16 protein-coding genes and 1 riboswitch are annotated in these 16,440 nt (G+C 73.6%); of the genes, 9 read left to right on the top strand and 7 right to left on the bottom strand.

What is annotated here, in order from left to right:
* The first annotated feature begins 72 nt into the window (after positions 1–72).
* From ACFXHB_RS11255 to ACFXHB_RS11245, 3 genes are read left to right on the top strand one after another with little or no spacing between them, the layout of a single operon-like run.
* The gene (locus ACFXHB_RS11255) at positions 73–918 is read left to right on the top strand and encodes a lysophospholipid acyltransferase family protein (RefSeq protein WP_380573700.1); all 846 of its coding nucleotides are present in this window, start codon (positions 73–75) and stop codon (positions 916–918) included.
* Positions 919–962: 44 nt separating this feature from the next.
* Positions 963–2,153: a MacS family sensor histidine kinase gene (gene macS, locus ACFXHB_RS11250; RefSeq protein ID WP_380573698.1), complete on the top strand. Its 1,191-nt coding sequence runs from the start codon at positions 963–965 to the stop codon at positions 2,151–2,153.
* Positions 2,146–2,838 (top strand): response regulator, encoded by a 693-nt coding sequence (locus ACFXHB_RS11245; RefSeq protein ID WP_380573696.1) that lies wholly within the window; start codon positions 2,146–2,148, stop codon positions 2,836–2,838. Before macS ends, ACFXHB_RS11245 begins: the two co-directional genes overlap by 8 nt.
* A 72-nt stretch (positions 2,839–2,910) precedes the next feature.
* Here ACFXHB_RS11245 and ACFXHB_RS11240 read toward each other — a convergent pair whose 3' ends face one another.
* Positions 2,911–4,845 carry an anthranilate synthase family protein gene (locus ACFXHB_RS11240; RefSeq protein WP_380573695.1) on the bottom strand — a complete coding sequence of 645 codons (1,935 nt, stop codon included), beginning with the start codon at positions 4,843–4,845 and terminating at the stop codon, positions 2,911–2,913.
* Positions 4,846–5,147: 302 nt separating this feature from the next.
* On the opposite strand from ACFXHB_RS11240, the gene ACFXHB_RS11235 reads away from it, so the two are divergent.
* Together ACFXHB_RS11235 and ACFXHB_RS11230 are read left to right on the top strand one after the other, a co-directional pair.
* The gene (locus ACFXHB_RS11235) at positions 5,148–6,485 is read left to right on the top strand and encodes a class II 3-deoxy-7-phosphoheptulonate synthase (protein ID WP_380573694.1); all 1,338 of its coding nucleotides are present in this window, start codon (positions 5,148–5,150) and stop codon (positions 6,483–6,485) included.
* A 192-nt stretch (positions 6,486–6,677) separates the two neighbouring features.
* Positions 6,678–6,965 carry a bacterioferritin-associated ferredoxin gene (locus ACFXHB_RS11230; protein WP_380573693.1) on the top strand — a complete coding sequence of 96 codons (288 nt, stop codon included), beginning with the start codon at positions 6,678–6,680 and terminating at the stop codon, positions 6,963–6,965.
* Between the two features lie 15 nt (positions 6,966–6,980).
* On the opposite strand, the gene bfr is transcribed toward ACFXHB_RS11230, so the two are convergent.
* Positions 6,981–7,460, bottom strand: coding sequence for a bacterioferritin (bfr, locus tag ACFXHB_RS11225; protein WP_360184482.1), 480 nt, complete (start codon positions 7,458–7,460; stop codon positions 6,981–6,983).
* A 218-nt stretch (positions 7,461–7,678) separates the two neighbouring features.
* On the opposite strand from bfr, the gene ACFXHB_RS11220 reads away from it, so the two are divergent.
* On the top strand, positions 7,679–8,308 hold the full coding sequence (locus ACFXHB_RS11220; protein WP_380573691.1) for a molybdopterin-dependent oxidoreductase: 630 nt from the start codon (positions 7,679–7,681) through the stop codon (positions 8,306–8,308).
* Positions 8,309–8,322: 14 nt separating this feature from the next.
* Here ACFXHB_RS11220 and ACFXHB_RS11215 read toward each other — a convergent pair whose 3' ends face one another.
* From ACFXHB_RS11215 to thiO, 5 genes are all read right to left on the bottom strand, one after another.
* Positions 8,323–9,693 (bottom strand): FAD-binding oxidoreductase, encoded by a 1,371-nt coding sequence (locus tag ACFXHB_RS11215; RefSeq protein WP_380573690.1) that lies wholly within the window; start codon positions 9,691–9,693, stop codon positions 8,323–8,325.
* Positions 9,694–9,834: 141 nt separating this feature from the next.
* Complete coding sequence (pknB, locus tag ACFXHB_RS11210; protein WP_380573726.1) at positions 9,835–11,601, bottom strand: Stk1 family PASTA domain-containing Ser/Thr kinase; 1,767 nt, start codon at positions 11,599–11,601, stop codon at positions 9,835–9,837.
* A 104-nt stretch (positions 11,602–11,705) separates the two neighbouring features.
* On the bottom strand, positions 11,706–12,503 hold the full coding sequence (locus ACFXHB_RS11205) for a thiazole synthase (protein ID WP_380573689.1): 798 nt from the start codon (positions 12,501–12,503) through the stop codon (positions 11,706–11,708).
* 2 nt (positions 12,504–12,505) lie between these two features.
* The gene (thiS, locus tag ACFXHB_RS11200) at positions 12,506–12,715 is read right to left on the bottom strand and encodes a sulfur carrier protein ThiS (RefSeq protein WP_380573688.1); all 210 of its coding nucleotides are present in this window, start codon (positions 12,713–12,715) and stop codon (positions 12,506–12,508) included.
* Positions 12,712–13,872, bottom strand: coding sequence for a glycine oxidase ThiO (thiO, locus tag ACFXHB_RS11195; protein ID WP_380573686.1), 1,161 nt, complete (start codon positions 13,870–13,872; stop codon positions 12,712–12,714). Before thiO ends, thiS begins: the two co-directional genes overlap by 4 nt.
* Before the next feature lie 3 nt (positions 13,873–13,875).
* Positions 13,876–13,988, bottom strand: a riboswitch (TPP riboswitch).
* 123 nt (positions 13,989–14,111) lie between these two features.
* On the opposite strand from thiO, the gene ACFXHB_RS11190 reads away from it, so the two are divergent.
* The 3 genes from ACFXHB_RS11190 to thiE are packed head-to-tail and all read left to right on the top strand — an operon-like array spanning position 14,112 to position 16,385.
* Entirely contained in the window at positions 14,112–15,317 is a 1,206-nt protein-coding gene (locus tag ACFXHB_RS11190; protein WP_380573685.1) for an NAD(P)/FAD-dependent oxidoreductase, read from the top strand.
* A gap of 52 nt (positions 15,318–15,369) precedes the next feature.
* Positions 15,370–15,735 (top strand): Rv2175c family DNA-binding protein, encoded by a 366-nt coding sequence (locus ACFXHB_RS11185; RefSeq protein WP_380573684.1) that lies wholly within the window; start codon positions 15,370–15,372, stop codon positions 15,733–15,735.
* Complete coding sequence (thiE, locus tag ACFXHB_RS11180) at positions 15,735–16,385, top strand: thiamine phosphate synthase (protein WP_380573683.1); 651 nt, start codon at positions 15,735–15,737, stop codon at positions 16,383–16,385. The genes ACFXHB_RS11185 and thiE overlap by 1 nt, the downstream gene beginning before the upstream one ends.
* Positions 16,386–16,440: the final 55 nt, after the last annotated feature.

The raw sequence follows: 16,440 nt of genomic DNA, 5'->3' as shown, positions 1-16,440 counted from the left end.
GGGGCGGGGCGGGGCGCGGGCGGTGGTCGCGGGGCATTAGGATCGACCGGTCCGCATAACAGGAGGCCCGGGTTGTTCTACCGACTGATGAAGATGATCGTCGCGCCACTGCTTCGGATCTTCTTCCGGCCGTGGATCGAGGGTGAGGAGAACATCCCCACCGAGGGCGCCGCGATCATCGCGAGCAACCACCTCTCCTTCTCGGACTCCTTCTTCTTCCCCGCGCTGATCAAGCGGCGGGTGACCTTCATCGCCAAGGCCGAGTACTTCAACACGCCGGGCCTGAAGGGCAAGCTGACGGCGGCCTTCTTCAAGGGCGTCGGCCAGCTGCCGGTGGACCGCTCGGGCGTGCGCGGCGCCGGCGAGGCGGCGATCCGCAGCGCCATCGCGGTGCTGGAGCGCGGTGAGCTGTTCGGCGTCTACCCGGAGGGCACCCGCTCGCCCGACGGCAAGCTGTACCGCGGCAAGGTCGGCGGTCTGGCCCGCGTCGCGCTGGCCACCGGGGCCCCGGTGATCCCGGTCGCGATGATCGACACCGAGAAGGTGCAGCCGCCCGGCCAGGTCGTCCCCAACTTCGGTACCCGTCCCGGTATCCGGATCGGCCGCCCGCTGGACTTCTCCCGCTACCACGGCATGGAGAACGACCGCTTCATCCTCCGTTCGGTGACGGACGAGGTGATGTACGAGATCATGCGGCTCTCCGGCCAGGAGTACGTGGACATCTACGCGACCGCCGCCAAGCGGCAGATCGCCGACGACAAGAAGCGTGCCGACGCCGAGCGCAAGGCCGTCCAGAAGGCCGAGCAGGCCGCCGCCAAGGCGGAGAAGGCCCAGAAGGCCGCCGAGCAGGATCAGAAGGCCGCCGAGCAGGATCAGAAGGCCGCGGAGCAGGACCAGAAGGAGAGCGGGCCGGCCTAGGGCGACAAGCCCTGGGCCCGCCCGCCCGGGGGAGGGGCGCGGAGATGACGGACGGCAGCAGAACCGGGGCGGTCGGCGGAGCGGTCGCGGCCGGCGGCATGTCCGTCGAACTGCCGCTCTGGCGGGCCATCTCGTTCTTCCGGGTGCTCGCGCTCTGCTACGCGGTGCTGCGCTACCTCGACTCCTACCTGGAGTTCCTGCACCCCGTCGCCGGCTGGATCTACCTCGGCGCGCTGACGCTGTGGACGCTGGCCAGCACCCGTGCCTTCGCCGGACCGCAGCGCTGTACCTGGTACGTGCTCGGCACCGACCTCACCCTCGTCGTCACCGGCATCGTGATGAGCGGGATGATCGACGACCCGGCCCGGATCGGCCACGGCGCGCCCACCCTGCCGACCATCTGGGCGGCCGGTACCGTCCTGGGCTTCGCGGGCCGGGGCGGCTGGCGCTGGGCGGCGGCGGCCGGGTCGGTGATCGGGGTGGCCAACATCCTCGGTCACGGCGGTCCGACCGGGGACAACATCCACAACATCGTGCTGCTGATGGTGGCCGGTTGCGCGATCGGTTACGTCATCGAACTCGCCCGTGCCAGCGAGGCGACGCTGACCCGGGCGCTCCAGGTCGAGGCCGCGAACCGGGAGCGCGAGCGGCTGTCCCGGGACATCCACGACGGGGTGCTCCAGGTGCTCGCCCTGGTCCAGCGCCGCGGCGGGGAGCAGGGCCCCGGCCGGGGCGCGGACTTCGCCGAGCTCGGCCGGCTGGCCGGCGAGCAGGAGCGCGCGCTGCGGGCCCTGATGAGCGGCGGCCCGCTGCCCGCCCAGCGCGCGTCGTCGGAGCCGCAGGACCTCCGCACCCTGCTCGGTTCCTACGCGGACGAGCTGATCACGCTCTCCGCCCCCGGCACTCCGGTGCTGCTGCCCGGACCGGCGGCCGGCGAGCTGGCCGCCGCCGTCGGCGCCGCGGTGGACAACGTGCGGCGGCACGCCGGGCCCGGGGCGCACGCCTGGATCCTGCTGGAGGACGAGCCGCGGGCGGTCACGGTCAGCATCCGTGACGACGGTCCGGGCTTCCCGCCCGGCCGGCTCGGGGAGGCGGAGCGGGCGGGCCGGCTCGGCGTCTCGCAGTCGATCCGCGGCCGGCTGCTGGACCTCGGTGGCACGGCCGAGCTGTACTCGGTGCCCGGCGAGGGCGTCGAGGTCGAACTGCGGGTCCCGAGGAAGGGTTCTGATGACTGATCAGTCGACGGCCGGCCGGTCGCCGGACCGGCCGGTCCGGGTCATGGTGGTGGACGACCACCCGATGTGGCGCGACGCCGTCTCGCGCGATCTCGCCGAGGCCGGGCTGGACGTGGTGGCCACCGCCGGGGACGGCGAGGAGGCCGTCCGCCGGGCCCGGGCCTGCGCCCCGCAGGTGGTGGTGCTGGACCTCAACCTGCCCGGCCTGTCCGGCGCCGAGGCGTGCCGTCAGGTGGTCGCCCAGGACCCTTCGGTGCGCGTCCTGGTGCTCTCCGCGAGCGGTGAGCACGCGGACGTGCTGGAGGCGGTGAAGTCCGGCGCGACCGGCTATCTGGTGAAGTCGGCCGGCCGCGAGGAACTGCTGGACGCGGTGCGCCGGACCGCCGTCGGCGACGCGGTCTTCACCCCGGGCCTGGCCGGCCTGGTGCTGGGCGAGTTCCGCCGGCTGGCGGCCGAGCCCGCCGCTCCGACGGCCCCCGCCGCCCCGCAGCTGACCGCGCGGGAGACCGAGGTGCTGCGGCTGGTCGCCAAGGGCCTGTCCTACCGGCAGATCGCCGACCGGCTGGTGCTCTCCCACCGCACGGTGCAGAACCACGTCCAGAACACCCTCGGCAAGCTCCAGTTGCACAACCGGGTCGAGCTGGTCCGGTACGCGATCGAGCAGGGTCTGGACGACGAGATCTGACCCGGCCGGCGCGGTGGTCCGGGTCGGGGCACGCCGTCCGGCACGCCCCGACCCGTGGCCTCGGCCGGGGCCTCAGCCGCGGAGGCCGGCGGCCTCCCGGAGCAGTCCGGCGACGATGCCGACGCCGTCCCGGGTGAGCACCGACTCCGGGTGGAACTGCAGGCCGGCGAAGCCGGGGCCGCGCAGCGCGTGGACGTCGCCGGTCAGTTCGTCCCGGGAGACCTCGACGCCCTCGGCGGCGAGCCGGGCGGCGTCCTGGTCCGAGCAGCGCGCGGTGAAGGTGTTGTAGAAGCCCACCGTCTGCCGGGTGCCGAAGAGTTCGACCGTCTCCTGCGCGCCCTGGTGGGGTACCGCCTTGCGGGCCAGCGGCAGGCCGAGCACCTCCGCGAGCAGTTGGTGGCTCAGGCAGACCGCGAGCAGCGGCGCGGTGCGGGTGCCGGAGCGGACGGCGGCCAGCGCGTCGGCGACGATCGGGCGCAGCACGGCCATCTTGGGGTCGTCGGCGGCGGCCGGGTCGCCCGGGCCGGGGCCGAGCACCAGCGGGCCGACGTGGGCGGCGACCCGCTCGCGCAGGCCAGGCTCGTCGAACCGGACCACGTCGACCCGGTGCCCGAGCGAGGTCAGCAGGTGGGCGAGCATCGAGGTGAAGGTGTCCTCGCCGTCCACCACCAGGGTCGGCTCGGTCAGGGTGACCCGGGCGGGTTCCTGCATCCGCAGCCAGAACGGGGCGAGGTCGGCGCGCCGGGCGTCCAGCGCGGCCTGGACCCGGTGGTCGTCGCCGAGCCGGGGGCCGGTGGGGTTGGGCACCCGGGCGCCGGCCGGGCGGGCGCCGATCGCGGTGAGCACCCCGGCGGCCTTGGCGTGGGTCTCGGCGACCTCGGACTCCGGGTCGGAGTGGCGGACCAGCGTCGCGCCGACCCGGACCACCAGCCGGCCGGTGGCCGGGTCGATGTCGGCGGTGCGGATGCAGATCGGGGAGTCCAGCTGCTGGCCGCCGCTGGCCGAGCGGCCGATCAGGGCGAGGGCACCGGCGTAGTAGCCGCGCCCGCCGCGCTCGTAGCGGCTGATCACCCGGGTGGCGTTCTGGACCGGGCTGCCGGTGACGGTGGCGGCGAACATGGTCTCCTTCAGCACCTCGCGGACGTCCAGCGAGGTGCGCCCGCGCAGCTCGTACTCGGTGTGCGCGAGGTGGGACATCTCCTTCAGCCGGGGGCCGAGCACCTGGCCGCCGAGGTCGCCCACGGTGCACATCATCTTGAGTTCCTCGTCGACCACCATGGTGAGCTCCTCCAGCTCCTTGGGGTCGCGGAGGAAGGCGAGCAGCGAGTCGATGTCGGAGCCGGCGGCCGGATAGCGGTAGGTGCCGGAGATCGGGTTCATCACGACGGTGCCGCCGCTCTGCCGGACGTGCACCTCGGGGGAGGCGCCGACCAGGACGCGTTCCCCGGTGTGCACCAGGAAGGTCCAGTAGGCGCCGCGCTCCTGTTCGAGCAGCCGGCGGAAGAGCGTCAGCGCGAGCGCGGGGGAGTAGTCCTCCAGGGTGGCGGTGAAGTCGCGCCGGATCACGAAGTTGGCGCCCTCGCCGCGCCCGATCTCGTCCTTGATCACCCGGCGGACGATGTCGGCGTACTCCTCGTCGTCGATGTCGAACGCGCCGTCGGTCAGCGCGACCGGTACCCGCGGGAGCGCCGGGAGCAGCTCGGCCAGCGGGAGGGCGTACTGCTCGGTGACCGCGAGGGCCTGCAGCGGGGTGGCGTCGTCCACCGCCTCGAAGCCGCGCTCGCGGATCTGCCGGAACGGGACGAGCGCGAGCAGGTCGTGCACCGGGCCGTCGGCCGGCACGCCGTCGCGCACCGGCAGGTCGGCGAGGCGCTCGTGGCTGTCGACGGTGCCCAGCAGCACCTCGACGGTGTCCGGGGCGAGCCGGGGGGCGCGGCGGTGCAGCAGGGCGAAGGCCGGGGCGTCGGGGCCGGTGAGGCGGGCGAGCAGGTCGGCTGCGGTGGTCACGGTGGCGGCTTCCTTCCGGGGAGGGCGGGGGGCGGTGCTCGGGGTTCCGCTCCCGGGAGGGCCGTCTGCGCAAACGCCGACGGCCGCCCCGAGGGGCGGCCGTCGTGTTCGTCTAGGAACGCGGGATCTGTGGGCCACCCGAGGGGTCGACCCACCACCAGGAGAAGGTGTGCGGCGCGTTCATGGGTCGAGAGTAGCGGATCCGGCGGGCGGCGTGAGACGCCTCACACGATTGTCCACCGCGCGTCTCACCCAGCGAGCGGCGGTCACAAATCGGTTGTCGCACCCCGTAGCCTTGCCGTGTGACCGTGACGAATCCCCACCCCTGGCAGTCCCTGCCCGCGGCGCAGCAGCCTGAATGGCCGGACCACGAGGCTCTGCGCAAGACCCTTGCGGAGCTCGCCTCCTATCCGCCGCTCGTCTTCGCCGGCGAGTGCGACCAGCTGCGCGCCCGGCTCGGTGCCGTCGCGCGTGGTGAGGCGTTCCTCCTGCAGGGCGGTGACTGCGCCGAGGCCTTCGACGGTGTCTCGGCCGAGCACATCCGCAACAAGCTGAAGACCCTGCTGCAGATGGCCGCCGTACTCACGTACGCCGCTTCCGTCCCCGTGGTGAAGGTCGGCCGGATCGCCGGCCAGTACTCCAAGCCGCGTTCCAAGTCGACCGAGACCCGCGACGGCGTGACCCTGCCGGTCTACCGCGGCGACTCGGTGAACGGCTTCGACTTCACCCCCGAGTCCCGCAACCCGGACCCGGAGCGCCTGAAGCGGATGTACAACGCCTCCGCCGCGACGCTCAACCTGGTCCGCGCCTTCACCACCGGTGGATACGCCGACCTGCGCCAGGTGCACGCCTGGAACCAGGACTTCGTGCGGAACTCGCCGGCCGGCCAGCGCTACGAGCAGCTCGCCCGCGAGATCGACAACGCGCTGGCGTTCATGAACGCCTGCGGCGTGGCGCCGGAGGAGTTCAAGACCGTCGAGTTCTACTCCTCGCACGAGGCGCTGATCCTCGACTACGAGACCGCGCTGACCCGCGTGGACTCGCGGACCGGCGAGCTGTACGACGTCTCCGGCCACATGGTCTGGATCGGTGAGCGCACCCGCCAGCTGGACCACGCGCACATCGAGTTCGCGTCCAAGATCCGCAACCCGATCGGGGTGAAGCTCGGCCCGACCACCTCGGTCGACGAGGCGCTCACCCTGATCGAGAAGCTGGACCCGGAGCGCGAGCCCGGTCGACTCACCTTCATCACCCGGATGGGCGCGGGCAAGATCCGCGACCACCTGCCCACCCTGGTGGAGAAGGTCACCGCCTCCGGCGCGCAGCCGGTCTGGATCTGCGACCCGATGCACGGCAACACCTTCGAGGCCTCCAGCGGCCACAAGACCCGCCGCTTCGACGACGTGCTCGACGAGGTCAAGGGCTTCTTCGAGGTGCACCGCGGGCTGGGCACCCACCCGGGCGGCATCCACGTGGAGCTGACCGGCGACGACGTCACCGAGTGCGTCGGCGGCGGCGACGAGGTGCTGGTCGACGACCTGCACCAGCGCTACGAGACGGCCTGCGACCCGCGGCTCAACCGCAGCCAGTCGCTGGACCTGGCCTTCCTGGTGGCCGAGATGTACCGCGGCGGCAACTGAGCCTCCGCGTCCCGGCGGGCCCCGCGGCCGGCCCCGATGTGACGAAAGCCCCTCCGGATTCGGGATTCCCGAGCCCGGAGGGGCTTTTTCCTGCCCGGATCGCCGGGTAAGGTGAGGCTTAGTGAACTAAGGCATGCCTTAGTCAAGATCGATTCGAGCCAGTCGCCTTCGCACCACCCCGGGAGAGCCGCGATGTACGTGTGCATGTGCCATGCGGTCACCGAGGCCCAGGTGAAGAAGGAGATCGACGCGGGTGCCAACACCCCGCGCCAGATCGCGCGGGGCTGCAAGGCCGGCACCGACTGCGGCTCCTGCGTGCGCCGGATCCAGGCCCTGCTCGGCGAGCACGGCGCGCGTCCCTGCCCGACCGCCCGGCTGGCGGCCAAGCTGGGGCTCGCCGACGCGGAGGCGGAGGCCGGTCCGCAGGACGGGGCCCAGGCTCCGGCCGCGCTGCCGGTCCGGTCGTTGCGCGCGGCCTGAGGGCACGGCCGGGCGTCAGGACTCCGGCTGCTCGATCAGCTGGGCCAGGTAGAGCGCCTCCCCGAGCTTCTCCAGCAGTTCCAGTTGGGTGTCGAGGTAGTCGATGTGGTGCTCCTCGTCGGCCAGGATGTCCTCGAAGATGTTCGCCGAGGTGACGTCGTTCTTGGCCCGCATCACCACGATCCCGCGCTTCAGCCGGTCGATCGCCTCGACCTCGACCTGCCGGTCGGCCTCGAACATCTCCTTGACGGTCTGGCCGATCCGGACGTGGAAGAGCCGCTGGTAGTTGGGCAGCCCGTCCAGGAAGAGGATCCGGTCGGTGAGCGTCTCGGCGTGCTTCATCTCGTCGAAGGACTCGTGCCGGGTGTACTTGGCGAGCTTCGTCCAGCCGAAGTTCTCCTGCATCTTCGCGTGCAGGAAGTACTGGTTGATGGCGGTCAGCTCGGCGGTGAGCTGCTCGTTGAGGAATTCGATGACCTCTGCGTCGCCCTTCATGGCGGTGCCTTCCTGCTTCGCGTCCGGGAATCACGGCCGTACCCTCCGGCTGCACGCATCCTGGCACCGCGTCGGGGAGGAATTCCAGTAAGTTCACACTCACTAGGACATGTGTCGGAATATCCGATTTGGTCACTCAATGGGCCGTACGGGCGGGGCGCGCGATGCCCGAAAGGGGCGCGCGTCGGGCCTTGTCCGCCGTCTGTCACCATGGAGCCATGGGTCAGTCCGAACAAGAACCACCTCCGCCGTCTGACCCGAGGCTCCCTCCGGGCCAGCGGACGCAACGCGGCTGGCCCGCCCTGCACTACGGGCCCGTGCCCCGCTTCAAGCCGCTGACCTGGGACTTCCAGGTGTTCGGTGCCACCGCCTCGGCGGAGAAGCACCGGTGGGACTTCGCCGGTTTCAACACCCTGCCCCGGGCGACCGTCCGCGCCGACTTCCACTGCGTGACCAAGTTCTCGATCCTCGGCAGCGAGTGGACCGGCGTGTCGGCCTCCGTCGTGCTGGAGCGGGTGCCTCCGGCGCCCGGTGTCACCCATGTGATGGTCTGGGCCGAGTACGGCTACAGCGCCAACCTGCGGCTGGCCGACTTCGCCGACCCGGCGACGCTCTTCGCCACCCACCGCAACGGCGAGCCGCTCACCGCCGAGCACGGCTTCCCCGTCCGCCTGGTCGTCCCGCACCTCTACGCCTGGAAGGGGCCCAAGTGGGTGCGGGCGGTCGAGTACATGCGGGCGGACCGGCGCGGCTTCTGGGAGGAACGCGGCTACCACAACCTGGCCGACCCGTGGAGCGAGCAGCGCTTCTCCTACCAGGAGGAGCCGGGCGACGGCCCGCTGCGGTAGCCGGGACGGGCGGGTCAGGGCCGGATGTTCTGGTTCAGATGGAACAGGTTGCCCGGGTCGTACCGCTGTTTCAGCTCCGCCAGACGGGCGTAGTTGCCCCGGTAGTTGGCCTCGATCCGGTGCTGGTCGTCGTGGTCCATGAAGCCGATGTAGCCGCCCTCGTCGGAGTGCGGGGCGAGCGCGGCGTAGTAGTCGCGCACCCACGCCGTGTTCGCCGCGTCGTCGGCCGGGTCCGGCCAGACCCCGACCATCACGGTGGCGAAGGTCGCCTCCCGGTGCGCGAAGGCCGTCGCGGCGGCCGGCACCCGGTGGCAGGCGCCGTTGATCGGGTAGATGTGGACCGCCGAGTGGACGGTCGGCACCAGCGGGCCGTGCTCGGTGTGCGCGGCGATCGCCCCGTCCGTCAGCTCGCTCGCGAAGACGCCCTTCCAGTACTGCTGGAGACCGGGCGGCAGCAGCGGGTCGAAGGCGGCGCCGAACGCCGGGTACGGCACCGGGCCGACCCCCTCGGCGACCACCGGCGCGGCGTCCCGCAGCGGGGCCAGCACCTCCTCGGCCCGCTCCGGCGGCCCGGACCAGCACGGCACCAGCAGGATGAACGGGTCGCCGACCCGGTCCTCCGGGATGAACGGCAGCGGCGGCGCGAGGTGGAACCCGGGGAAGAGGCCCAGCTGTTCGGGGGCCTCCCGGACGTACTCGCGGTAGAACCTCAGCACCTCGGCCGCGTGCTCCAGCTCGTAGACGAAGGGGCCCGCGACCACGTCCTTGACCGGGCTCAGCCGGTACTCGAAGGACGTCACCACGCCGAAGTTGCCGCCGCCGCCGCGCAGCGCCCAGAAGAGGTCCGGCTCCTGCTCCGCGCTCACCGTCCGGAACGTCCCGTCCGCGGTGACCACGTCGGCCGAGAGCAGGTTGTCGCAGCTCAGTCCGAGTCCCCGGGCGAGGTGGCCGAAGCCGCCGTTGAGGGTCAGCCCGGCGATGCCGGTGGTGGAGATGATCCCGCCGGTCACCCCGAGTCCGAAGGCGTACCCGGCGTCGTTGAGGTCGCCCCAGGTGACGCCGCCCTCGCAGCGGGCCGTCCGGCCCACCGGGTCGATCCGGACACCGCGCCGGTCGGCGAAGTCGATCACCAGGCCGTCGTCGCAGGTGCCGTAGCCGGGCGCGCTGTGGGCGCCGCCGCGCACCGCGAGCTCCAGCGCGTTCTCCCGGGCGAAGTCGACGGCGGCCATCACGTCCCCGGTGTTGGCCACCCGGACGACCGCCGCCGGCCGGCGGTCCACCATGCCGTTGTAGACCCGGCGGGCCTGCTCGTAGCCCTCGTCCGCGGGGGTGATCACCGCGCCCCGGACACGCTCCCTCAAGCCGTCGACGGCTGGTCCGCCCATCACGACCACATCCTCGGGTACCGGCCGCCGCGCAGCCCCGTCCGGAGATCCCGGCGCCGCAGCCCTCCTGGCCGTGGCAGGCGGGGCCGGGCAGGCCTGGTTCCACGCTACGCCGGGTGACCCCAAGTCTGGGCAAAATCCTTAGAGGAAGGGGAAGTTGACCGTCACCACGGAGCGCTGCGGGCGGCGCTCGCCCGCCGCGGGGGACTGACTGGAGACCTTGCCGGTGCCGAACAGGTTGACGCCACTGCTCTGCATCGCGAAACCGGCGGCCTGCAGCGTCTTCGCCGCGTCGTCCTTGGACATCCCGGTGACGTCCGGGACGGGCACCATGCCCTTGCTGACCACCAGCGAGACCGGGGTGTTCTCCGCCACCTGCTGCCCGGCCACCGGCGAGCTGCTGATCACCGAGCCCTCCGGCACGGTGTCGTGGTACGTCTCGGTGACGCCGCCGCGGGCGAGCTGCGCCCCGGCCAGCGCGGCGCCGGCCTGCTCGGCCGGCCGGCCCACCAGGTCGGGCACGGCGATCCGCTTCGGCCCCCGGGAGACGGTGACGGCGACCGTGTCGCTCTTGCGGGCCCGGGCGCCGACCCCGGGGTCGGTGGAGATGACCTGCCCGGCCGGGACGCTCTCGCTGTACACCTCGGTGAACCGCCCGTGCATCCCCGCGCCGTCCAGGACCCGCTGCGCCTCGGCGCGGTCCTTGCCGATCACGCCGGGCACCGTCGCGTACAGCGCGCCGGAGAGCGCGTAGGTGGTGCCGCCGACCAGCAGGACCAGGGCCGCCAGGACGCTCGTCCAGATCAGTGGCTTGCGCGGGAGGCGGCGCGCCCGGCGCGCTCTCCGGGCGCGCGCCGGCGGCGGCTCGTCGTACGGGCGCGGTTCGGTGAGCAGCTGGTCCATCACCTCCGGCGGGACGTCCAGCACGCTGGTGCGCTCGACCGGGGGCACCGCGACGGCCGGCCGGATCACCGAGGTCGGCTCGCTGGTCGGGTACCGCGGGCTGGTCCGGGTGGAGGCCGGCGGCTCGGCGTCCAGCTGGGCCGGGGTGAGCGCACGGCGGACCCGCTGGAGGGCGGCCAGCAGCTCGACCGCGTCGTACGGGCGGGCCCGCGGGTCGCGCGCGCAGGCCCCGGCCACTATCGCGTCCAGCTCGGGGACGACGCTCGGCACGGTCAGCGACGGCGCCGGGACGTCCTCGTGCAGATGGCGGTACATGACCTGGACCGGGTTCTCGCCGGTGTGCGGGCGGTGGCCGGTGAGCATCTCGTACAACAGGATGCCGGCCGCGTAGACGTCCACCCGCCGGTCCGTCGCGGCGCCGGGACGGATCTGTTCGGGGGCCAGGTAGGAGACGGTCCCGAGGACGGTGCCGGTGGTCGCGGTGCCGGAGCTCGCCGCGCCGTCGCCGGCGTCCAGCACCCGGACCAGGCCGAAGTCCGCGACCTTGACCAGGCCGCCGTCGGTGATCAGCACGTTCTCCGGCTTGACGTCGCGGTGCACCAGGCCGGCCCGGTGGGCGGCGCCGAGCGCGGCGAGCACCGGCTCCAGGATGTCCAGGCCGGCCCGGATGGACAGGGCGCCCCGGTCGCGGAGCAGGTCGCGCAAGGTCCGGCCGGGCACGTACTCCATCGCGAGGAACACGGTGGCGCCGTCGGCGCCCTGGTCGAACACGTTGACCACATTGGGGTGCGCGAGCCGCGCCACCGCCTTGGCCTCGCGGATGAACCGGCCGGTGAAGTCCTGGTCGCCGGCGAGCGAGGGGTGCATCACCTTGACCGCCACGACCCGGTCGAGCCGGGTGTCGGTGCCCCGGTAGACGGTGGACATCCCGCCGGCCGCGATGCGCTCCTCGACCCGGTACCGGCCGTCGAGCAGAGTACCGATCAGCGGGTCGTGCAGTGCCATGTCCACCTGGCGAGTCTAGGGCCCCGGGCCGGCGCGGGCCCCGGGAGACGCCGCTCCCGGGGCGCTCTGTGCCCGGCCTGTGACACCGCCGGGGCACCGCCGGCTCAGAACGCCGGGCGTTCCCGGGTGTCCAGGTCGGCCCGCCCGGCCATCGCCGAGGAGGCCTCGGCGTGGAAGCGGCGCGGGATCCGGCCGGCCCGGTGCGCGAGCCGGCCGGCCTCGACGGCGTGCCGCATCGCGTCGGCCATCAGCACCGGCTCCTGGGCCCGGGTCACCGCCGAGGCCAGCATCACCGCGGCGCAGCCCAGCTCCATCGCCAGGGCCACGTCCGAGGCGGTGCCGGCGCCCGCGTCCAGGATCACCGGGACGGTCGCGCTCTCCACGATCAGCTGGAAGTTGTGCGGATTGCGGATGCCCAGGCCGGAGCCGATCGGTGAGCCCAGCGGCATGATCGCCGCACAGCCGACGTCCTCCAGCTTCCGGGCCAGCACCGGGTCGTCGTTGGTGTAGGGGAGGACGGTGAAGCCGTCGTCGACCAGCGTCTCGGCCGCGTCCAGCAGCTCGATCGGGTCGGGCAGCAGGGTCCGCTCGTCGGCGATGACCTCCAGCTTCACCCAGTCGGTGCCGAGCGCCTCGCGGGCCAGCCGGGCCGTCAGCACGGCCTCGCCGGCGGTGTAGCAGCCGGCCGTGTTGGGCAGCACGCGGATGCCGTTGCGGGTCAGCACGTCCAGCACGGAACCCTGGGTGGTGGCGTCGACCCGGCGCATCGCCACGGTGGTCAGCTCGGTGCCGGAGACCCGCAGCGCCTGCTCCAGGACCTCCAGGCTGGGGGCGCCGCCGGTGCCCATGATCAGGCGCGAGCCGAAGGTCGTCCCGGCGATGGTGAACACGTCGTCGGCCATGGTCAGCCTCCCTGGACGGCGGTGAGGATCTCGACCCGGTCGCCCGCGGCCAGCCGCGTCAGGGACCAGGAACCGCGCGGCACCACGGCCTCGTTGAGCGCCGCGGCGACGCCGGAGTTGGCCCGGCTGAGGGTGGTCACCACCTCGGCCAGGGTGGTGGCGGCGGGTACCCGTCGGGGTGCGCCGTTGACGGTGAGTTCGATCTCGCTCATGCGGGGACCTTCGTGGTGAAACGGGTGGGGGAGAACGGCTCGGCGAGCTCGGGCGTGCGGCCGGTGGCCAGGTACTCGGCGACCAGGTCGGCCGTCACCGGGGTGAGCAGGACGCCGTTGCGGTAGTGGCCGGTGGCGGCGACCAGCCCGGGCAGGGCGGTCGGCCCGAGCAGCGGCGCGTTGTCCGGCGAGCCCGGGCGCAGCCCGGCGGAGGTCTCCACCAGCGGCAGCTCGGTGATGCCGGGGACCACCTCGTGGGCGTCGCGCAGCAGCTCGTACACCCCGCCGGCGGTGACGGTGGTGTCGTAGCCCTGCTCCTCGCTGGTCGCGCCGATCACCAGCTCGCCGTTCTCCCTCGGCACCAGGTAGAGGTGCCGGCCGCGCACCACCGCGCGGACGTTGCGGGAGAGGAACGGGCGGTAGGCCGGGGGGATCCGCAGCCGCAGGATCTGGCCCTTCACCGGGCGGATCGCCGGCAGCACCCCCGCGGGCAGGCCCGGCAGCAGATGGCTGCGGGAGCCGGCCGCGAGCACGGTCCGGTCGGCGGTCAGGGTCCGCGCGTCGCCCAGCCGGACGCCGACGGCCCGGCCGTCCTCGACCAGCAGCTCGGTGGCCTCGGCGCGGTGCAGCCGGACGCCCGCCCGCTCGCAGGCGAGGACCAGGGCCCCGGCCAGCCGGCGGCCGTCCACCTGGTGGTCCTCGGTGACGTGCAGGCCGCCGCGCACGGCCGGGGCGAGCATCGGCTCCAGCTTGCGGGCCTCCCGGCCGGTCAGCCACCGCGAGTCGAGGCCGAGCCGCTGGTGGAAGGAGTGCAGCTCGCGCAGCTCCTCGCGGTCGTCGGAGTCGAGGGCGACGGCCAGGGTGCCGCAGCGGCGGTAGCCGGTGTCCCGGCCGCCGGAGGCCTCGGTGAGCTCGGCGGCGAAGGCCGCGTAGCGCTCGTTGGAGGCCATCCCGAGGCGCAGCAACGGCTCCTCGCCGTACTGGAGTTCGGTCACGGGAGCGAGCATGCCGGCCGCGACCCGGGCCGCGCCGCCGCCCGGGTCCGGGTCGACCACCGCGATGTCCCGCAGCCCCAGCCGGGCCGCCCGCCAGGCGACGGCGAGGCCGATGACGCCGCCGCCGACGACCAGCACGTCGGCGTGGGTTCCTGCTGCCAAGCGTGTCAAAGTCGCTGCTCTCCCTTCGCCGGTATGACCCGGATCAGGTTCGGACGGTCGCAGGCCGTGTCAGCCCGCCTCTCAGCCCGGTCCGCCGGGCTCCCGTGATGGTGCCCCCACCATAACTCCGGGGGTCACCGCCACTGAAGGCGCGTACGAGGGGTGGACAGCGCGGTGGCCGGCGGGGTCGGCGGCGGGGTGGCGGACGGCCCTCCGGCGCCCCGCCGGGCGCCAGTACAGTGACGGGCGTGGCAGAGCTGAGCGGGACGGACCGGGCGGTCGTGGTCGGGGCGGGGCTGGCCGGGGCGCACTGCGCCGCCGGCCTGCGGCAGGGCGGGTGGCGGGGGCGGATCGTCCTGGTCGGCGAGGAGCCGCACCCGCCGTACGACCGGCCGCCGCTCTCCAAGGAGGTGCTGCTCGGCAAGGCCGACGCCACCCCGCTCGACCTCGACTTCGCGCGGCTGGGCGTCGAGCTGCTCACCGGCCGCCGCGCCACCGGGCTCACCCCCGGCGTGCTGCGCACCGACGGCGGCGACCTGCCCTACGACTCGCTGGTGATCGCCACCGGCGCGACCCCGCGCGCCCTGCCCGGTGCCGAGCGGGCCCACCTGCTGCACACCCTGGACGACGCGCTGGCGCTGCGCGCCCTGCTCCGCCCGGGCCTGCGCCTGGTGCTGGTGGGCGCCGGCTGGATCGGTGCCGAGGTGGCCACCGCCGCCCGGGCCGCCGGGTGCGAGGTCACCGTCGTGGAGGCCGGCCCGGCGCCCGTCCCCGGCGTGCTGCCCGCCGGGGTCGGCCACGCGATGGCGGCCTGGTACGCGGAGGCCGGCGTGGAACTGCGCTGCGGGGTGGGCGTCGCGGCGGTCGAGGCCGGTGCGGTGCTGCTGGCGGACGGCTCCCACCTGCCCGCCGACGAGGTCGTGGTCGGCATCGGGGCCCGCCCGGCCACCGGCTGGCTGGCCGGCTCCGGCGTCGCGCTGGACGAGGCCGGCGCCGTCCTGGTGGACGAGCGGCTGCGGACCACGCTGCCCGGCGTCTACGCGGCCGGCGACTGCGTGAGCTACCCGTCGGTCCGGTCCGGGGCCCGGTTGACCGTCCAGCACTGGGACCACGCGCTGCGCTCCGGCGGGGCGGCGGCCGCCGCCGTCCTCGGCGCGGACCTGCCGTACGACCCGGTGCCGTACTTCTGGTCGGAGCAGTTCGGTCGGACGGTGCAGTACGCCGGGCGGCACGGCGAGGGCGACGAGGTGGTCCTGCGCGGCTCCCCGCAGGACCCGTCCTGGGCGGTGCTGTGGCTGCGCGACGGCGTGCTGCGGGCGCTGCTGACGGTGGACCGCCCGCGCGATCTCACCCAGGGCCGCCGGCTGGTCGAACACGCCGTGGTGCTCGATCCGGTCCGGGCGGCGGACCCGGCGGTGGCACTGAAGTCGGCCGTCGCGGGGTAGCGCGGACGGACGCCTGGTGCGCGGCGGGCCGTGGAGGTGGCAGTCTGGTGACGTGAGTGAGATCGAAAGCAAGATTGAGTCCCTGGTCACCGAGTGGATGTACCTGCCCGACATCTCGGAGCAGTGGGGGGTCCGGGTCACCGAGGTGCGCGACCTGGTCAAGAACGGCGGGCTGATCGCCGTCCGGCGGGGTCCGAACAAGTCGCTCCAGGTGCCGGCCGCGTTCATCGACGGCCCGGGGCTGGTGAAGCACCTGTCCGGCACGCTGACGCTGCTGCGCGACTGCGGGTACAACGACGTGGAGATCCTGGAGTGGCTCTTCACCGAGGACCCGTCGCTGCCCGGCAGCCCGATCCAGGCGCTGCAGGAGAACCGCGGCACCGAGGTGAAGCGCCGTGCCCAGGCGATGCTGATCTGATGGCGGCGGACACACCGCGCCGGCGGCTCGCCGACGCCCGGCTCTACCTCTGCACCGACGCCCGCCGTGAGCGGGGCGACCTCGCGGAGTTCCTGGACGCGGCGCTGGCCGGCGGGGTGGACATCGTCCAGCTCCGCGACAAGGGCCTGGAGGCCAAGCAGGAGCTGGCGGCCCTGGAGGTCTTCGCCGACGCCTGCCGCCGCCACGGGAAGCTGCTCGCCGTCAACGACCGCGCCGACGTCGCGCACGCGGCCCGGCCGGACGTGCTGCACCTCGGGCAGGACGACCTGCCGGTACCGGCCGCCCGGGCGATCCTCGGCGAGGACGTGCTGATCGGCCGCTCCTGCCACGCCGAGTCCGAGGTGGACGCGGCGGTCGCCGAGCCCGGCGTGGACTACTTCTGCACCGGCCCGGTCTGGCCGACCCCGACCAAGCCGGGCCGCCACGCGCCCGGCCTCGGCCTGGTCTCCTACGCGGCGGGCCGGACCACCGACCGGCCGTGGTTCGCCATCGGCGGCATCGACCTCGACAACCTGGACGAGGTGCTGGCGGCCGGTGCGAGCCGGGTCGTGGTGGTGCGCGCCATCACGGCCGCGGACGACCCGGAGGCGGCGGCCGCCGCCTTCGCCCGGCGGTTGCGCGCGCTCTGACCCGACGGCCGCCGCCGTCCTCGGTACTCCCCGGTCCGCACGTTTTCGGACAGCT

This window comes from Kitasatospora sp. NPDC059327 (assembly GCF_042752535.1).
GTDB lineage: Bacteria > Actinomycetota > Actinomycetes > Streptomycetales > Streptomycetaceae > Kitasatospora.
Note: the sequence above shows the minus strand (reverse complement) of the source record. Positions and strands in the feature narration are given on the sequence as shown.